The sequence below is a fragment of the Thermostichus sp. OS-CIW-26 genome (assembly GCF_054058395.1).
The window spans coordinates 1-5,054 of the sequence record NZ_JBSSAG010000061.1 but is presented as its reverse complement, the minus strand read 5'-3'; the positions used below and the strand labels follow the sequence as shown (position 1 = coordinate 5,054).

The window sequence follows — 5,054 nt, the reverse complement described above, 5'->3', positions numbered from 1 at the left end:
GGGATACCGCCATTCTGGTTGGAAACAAACAGAATGCTATCGCTGCATAGTTGAACAGTGATGTTCAGCAGTGTTCAGCGTAAATGTATCAGGTGAGCTTAGGCCGCCAGATCGATCGACAACTGAAAGCGCGGGGACAACTTCGCCTCAGTTCGGATCCCTACTGGGTCGAGCGGGTGAACCGCATTGGCCAACGGGTGGCCGCCCACAGCGAACGGCCCCATCTGCCCTACACCTTTCAAGTGGTGGAAGATCCCGACATCAACGCCTTTGCCACACTGGGAGGCTTTGTCTACATCACCACTGGTGCCCTCGCAGCCGCCGACAACGACGACCAGATTGCCGCCGTGCTGGCCCACGAGGTGGCCCACATCGGCGAACGCCACGGCCTGCAACAACTGCAGCAGGCTGCCACTGCCCAGTTTGGGGCTCAATTGTTGGGGCTCAACGACAGTACCCTGGCCGCTCTGGCCCTGGAATTGGGAGTACGGCGCCCGCAGAGCCGTGAAAACGAGTTTATCGCCGATGAAAAAGGTCTGGGGGCAGCCTATCGCGCCGGGTTTGACCCGCAGGGCATGCCGCAATTTTTGGCCAAGTTGCAATCCCGCGGATCTGTGCCAGAGTTCCTGCGCACCCATCCCCCCGTCTCGGAGCGCATTGCCCGCCTCAACCAGCTCATCATTCAGCACGGCATGGTCAGCCCAGCCGGTCAGACCGTTCCACTCCACGGCTCCGGCGGCTCCATTTGGCCCTCCGGATCCCCCGAACAAACCCAACGCACCGAGATTGAGATCCTGCCGCTACTCCCTGTCCTGCCCTAACTCGGCCCAGGGGGATCCCTTCTGCCCAAGGCCGGCTGAAATGGCTCTCGCTCCCAATCTTTGGCCTTGATGACTTCCTGTGTTTCTTGGTCGGGGATGGCTACTGGTGGAGCTGTGCTTCACAGCAAAGGCAGACCGCGTAGTCTCCGCAACTGGTTGAGGTGGGCCGGGCAATCGCATCCAAATAGGGCAACAGCTGCGTTGCTTTCTTCAAGGGTGAACTCTAGGAAAGGAGGCTCTGTCACCTCGACTTCAGCCCAGGACTCCGTCTCGCCAACGCGAGCGGATGGGATGGGATCCTTCTGCTCGGGAACAAGAAGAGGATGTCTCCACGGCAGAGAACGGGAGCGGACAACATTCAGGTCAAATGGGGGCGCGTCCAGGGTAGAAGCTCGAGCTGCAGGAGCAAACCAAAGCAGCAACGCCCACAGAGCCGGTGTAGCCCACCTTGCCCAGCGCCAATAGGAATAGGGGATCCCTGCCATAGACTTTGCTAACTCACTAGTGTACCGTCCGCTTTGGATTTTGCCAGGGGGTGGCTGAAGCGAAGAGCATGACTCTAGTCAATAATAAGCTCAACTATACTGAAAATAATGTATAATATGTTCAGTACGGATTACTACCAGTTGATCTTTCTGTTTACTTTCGAGTCTGCCAACATGGTAGCCAAAGCAAAGCAGAAAATTGGTAGTAAGACGACACGGAAACTGCGCTTTGGGTATTCTACTCAAAGCTTTGCGGGATACCGCCATTCTGTTTGGACTCCGTCCCGCTAACGCGAATGGAAACAAACAGAATGCTATCGCTGCATAGTTGAACAGTGATGTTCAGCAGTGTTCAGCGTAAATGTATCAGGACGTCATAGCTGCGCAACGCTAACGCGACTGGCCGGCATCGTCTTAGGAACCGTTGGGTCACAGCCGGCGGATCCCATGCCAAACTTTGGTTTAGAATATTTTTATTGGTTTAGAATATTTTTAGATTCGAGATTCAGTCTCACTCATTTGAACTTGGGGATGAACTTGGGGAGGCCAACCTTTAGCCTTGCCAACGGTATGCCTCTTCCGCAGCGCTCCACTGGGATCTAGCTTCCTGCCCTTTCCCGTCCTGTTTTGTTCATTATCTCTACCAACTCAGGAGTTTCTTATGGCCGTTCCAAATGGTCATTCCGGCACGCTTCCAGAGCAAGAGGCTTCTTCTATGGGAAAGGACGCCCTCCCGCTAACGCAAACGGGTAACGCTCTAAACCTGGCTCCCCTGCCTGCTGATGGGGCCTCTGCGGCTGCTCAGATGCCGGTACTGCTGGGGGAGAAATCCGGCCCGCCCGTGTTTCCCAGCCCTGTCAAGTTCAGCGAAATTGAGATTGACCACCGTCCGGTTGGGGCTTCAACCCTGAAAGTGGTGGATTACTATGCCGACGGACGTCCAGTTGCTGCTGCAACTCTCAAAGTCGTGGACACTTGGGGGGAGGGACGCCCAACGGTTGCCTCTGGGGCCAAATTCATCCATGATCCCACGCTCAATCGGCCGATAATGGCCGATGGCCTGAAAATTGCCAAAACCTTTATGGGCAATCGCCCCATTGAGGCCAGCCCCCTCAAGGTGATGCGCTAGCCCGGATCCCCAAGGTGGGCCAGGGATCCCCTTGCTAACCTAGGTTAGGGCACAGCAGGGCAGTGAGCATGGAGATCCTGGCGGTTCTCTTGGGGCTGTTGGCGAGCTTGGGAGGAGGAGCGGGCTATCTGGCGGATCAGACGGCGCGGCAGCTTTTGCTGGATCAGTTGGATCGGGCAGAGGTTTTGGAGGTGCGTATTCAAAGCCAGCCCAATTACCGACTGCTGAATGGCCAAGCGGATCGCCTGCTGATTGCCGGTCGCGGGCTCTATCGAGCGCCCTTTCCCCGCATCGAGCTTCTGGAGCTGGAAACTGATCCGGTGGCAATTGACCCCTCTTTTTTCCAGGGGGCTCCCTTGCGCCTAGCGCGACCTCTGCAAGCGGCGGTACGGGTGTTGGTGCGGGAAGAGGACTTGAATGCTGCCCTCAACAAGCCAGAGGTGCTCCGCCAGTTTCAGGATATCCGCGCCGATCTGCCCTTTGGGGGAGCTGGAAGGGAAGCTCGCCGTTTTGATCTGCGTCAGCCTCGAGTCGAGTTTTTGGATCCCAGCCGCATTCAGCTCTCTGCCCTCTTGGTGGAGAAAGACGGCGGTACTGAGCAAAAGGACTCCGTCCCGCTAACGCGAGCGGTGGAGGTGGTGTTTAACACCGGGATCCGCGTGGAAGAAGGGCGCAGCCTAAAGCTGGAGAATCCGGAGTTTGTGATCGGTTCTGTGCGGGTTCCCGATGAGATCTCAGCAGCGTTTTTGGGCGGGCTCAATGAGGTGCTTGACCTGCAAGAGCTGGAAGAGATTGGGATCCTGATGCGGGTGCTCAGCCTAGAGATAGAGCCTGACCAGTTGCAGGTGATTGGGTTTGTGCGGGTGGAAGGGTTGGAAAGGACCTCGTCCCGCTAACGGGGATCCCCATTGAGCAGGGATGAGCTCCCCAGGGCTGCGCTCTAGCAGGAGAGCTACTCTGTCAAACTGGATAAAGATCAGCCAGGCTGGAGATGGGATTATGGCCTTCGATTGGTTTCGCCGCCGCTATACCGACTCTACCGACTCTCCTGGTGAAGCGGAGTCTTCGCCACCAGCCCCCGCGCCAGCCACAGAACCGGCGGAGATCTCCCCTGAAGACTATTTGGCTTTTGCCAAAGCCGCCTATGCCAACCTGAAGGCCCGTGCTGCTGCCCAAGCCCCACCGGCAACCGAGGAGTCCGCCCCGCCTGCGCGAGCAGAATCCGTCCAGCTGCAGCCACCGGCCTCGACTGAGGACTCCGGCCCACTTGCCCAAGCAGAACCCCGTGAACCCGTCCAGTCCTCCACTCCAACACAAGAACCAGCATCTCCAGAATCGCCCCCTGTGCAGCCGGCGGCAGCTCCCTCGTTTTTCGATCTGGCTCCCCGCGCTGCTGAGCGTCTCCAAGCCCTGCAAGCCAGCGCTGTGGACGAGCCCAAACCCGAGCCGGTGACTCCAGCCGTTGCTCCCTCTCCAGAGACGGGGCCGGAAGAGCTGGTCTTCGATGAGGGCTTCCGCTGGTCAGCCGAGATCTTGGCGGCTCAAGGGCGCAAACCGGAAGAGATTTCCGTTGAGGAAATCTCCTGGCTGCAAAAGCTGCGGCGAGGCTTGGGCAAAACCCGCCTTAACCTGATCAACCAGTTGAAAGCCCTGGTAGGCCGCGGCCCTCTGGATCAGAAGGCTGTGGAAGAAATTGAGGCCCTGTTGCTGCAGGCCGATGTGGGGATCGACGCCACCGAGCAGATCATCCAAGCCCTACAAAAGCGCATGCGAGAGGAGGTGGTGCCCCCAGAGGAGGCCGTCAAATACCTCAAGCAGCAGATGCGGCAGATGTTGACGGTGGGGGATCCCACCTTTGCCCCACAACGGGACACGCTCAACATTTGGCTGATTGTCGGGGTGAATGGGGCGGGCAAAACCACCACCATTGGCAAAATTGCCCATGTCGCCCGCAAGTCTGGATACCGCTGTCTGATTGCTGCTGCTGATACTTTCCGGGCTGCTGCTGTGGAGCAGCTCAAGGTTTGGGCAGAGCGAGCAGGGGTAGAGGTGATCGCCAATCCCTCTCCCAATGCCGATCCGGCAGCGGTGGTTTTTGACGCCATCACAGCCGCCAAGGCCAGGGGCACCGAGTTGCTGTTGGTGGACACGGCAGGCCGTCTGCAAAACAAGAAAAACCTGATGGACGAGCTAGCCAAGATCCGCCGCATCGTTGACAAAAAAGCTCCCGAAGCCAAAGTAGAAAGCCTTCTGGTGCTGGATGCCACCCAAGGGCAAAACGGGTTGCGCCAAGCCGAGGTATTTGCCGAGGCTGCCAAGTTGAGCGGTGTGATCCTGACTAAGCTGGATAGCACCGCCAAGGGGGGGATTGCCCTGGCCATTACGCAGCAGATGAACCTGCCCATCCGCTTTATCGGCGCCGGCGAGGGGCTAGAAGATCTGCGGCCTTTTTCCAGCTACGAGTTTGTGGAAGCTCTTCTAAGCGAGTATTGAGGCACCCCCTCTCTGAGAAGGGCCACCGTGAAGGAGAGCATGACTCTAGTCAATAATAAGCTCAACTATACTGAAAATAATGTATAATATGTTCAGTACGGATTACTACCAGTTGATCTTTCTGTT

At 57.5% G+C, this 5,054-nt stretch carries 5 protein-coding genes; 4 read left to right on the top strand and 1 reads right to left on the bottom strand.

Features of this window, described 5'->3' with window-relative positions; translation table 11 throughout:
* Nucleotides 1–83: 83 nt before the first annotated feature.
* Nucleotides 84–821, top strand: coding sequence for a M48 family metallopeptidase (locus tag ACVW0C_RS14075; protein WP_457386022.1), 738 nt, complete (start codon nt 84–86; stop codon nt 819–821).
* Between the two features lie 119 nt (nt 822–940).
* Here the strand turns inward: ACVW0C_RS14075 and ACVW0C_RS14070 are convergent, their stop codons facing one another.
* A complete protein-coding gene (locus ACVW0C_RS14070; RefSeq protein ID WP_457386020.1) occupies nt 941–1,306 on the bottom strand; it encodes a hypothetical protein in 366 nt (121 codons plus the stop codon).
* Nucleotides 1,307–2,021: 715 nt separating this feature from the next.
* Between ACVW0C_RS14070 and ACVW0C_RS14065 the strand changes: the two genes are divergently transcribed.
* The 3 genes from ACVW0C_RS14065 to ftsY all read left to right on the top strand — a co-directional run bounded on the left by ACVW0C_RS14065 (nt 2,022) and on the right by ftsY (nt 4,928).
* Complete coding sequence (locus tag ACVW0C_RS14065) at nt 2,022–2,435, top strand: hypothetical protein (RefSeq protein ID WP_457386019.1); 414 nt, start codon at nt 2,022–2,024, stop codon at nt 2,433–2,435.
* 68 nt (nt 2,436–2,503) lie between these two features.
* Nucleotides 2,504–3,331 (top strand): LmeA family phospholipid-binding protein, encoded by an 828-nt coding sequence (locus ACVW0C_RS14060; protein ID WP_414416603.1) that lies wholly within the window; start codon nt 2,504–2,506, stop codon nt 3,329–3,331.
* A 103-nt stretch (nt 3,332–3,434) separates the two neighbouring features.
* Nucleotides 3,435–4,928: a signal recognition particle-docking protein FtsY gene (gene ftsY / locus ACVW0C_RS14055; RefSeq protein WP_457386017.1), complete on the top strand. Its 1,494-nt coding sequence runs from the start codon at nt 3,435–3,437 to the stop codon at nt 4,926–4,928.
* Nucleotides 4,929–5,054 lie beyond the last annotated feature (126 nt).

What these genes read in the sequence shown, in the direction of transcription:
- ACVW0C_RS14075 (WP_457386022.1), top strand. Translation starts at nt 84, where the DNA reads ATGTATCAGGTGAGCTTAGGCCGCCAGATCGATCGACAACTGAAAGCG.
- ACVW0C_RS14070 (WP_457386020.1), bottom strand. Translation starts at nt 1,306, where the DNA reads ATGGCAGGGATCCCCTATTCCTATTGGCGCTGGGCAAGGTGGGCTACA.
- ACVW0C_RS14065 (WP_457386019.1), top strand. Translation starts at nt 2,022, where the DNA reads ATGGGAAAGGACGCCCTCCCGCTAACGCAAACGGGTAACGCTCTAAAC.
- ACVW0C_RS14060 (WP_414416603.1), top strand. Translation starts at nt 2,504, where the DNA reads ATGGAGATCCTGGCGGTTCTCTTGGGGCTGTTGGCGAGCTTGGGAGGA.
- ftsY (WP_457386017.1), top strand. Translation starts at nt 3,435, where the DNA reads ATGGCCTTCGATTGGTTTCGCCGCCGCTATACCGACTCTACCGACTCT.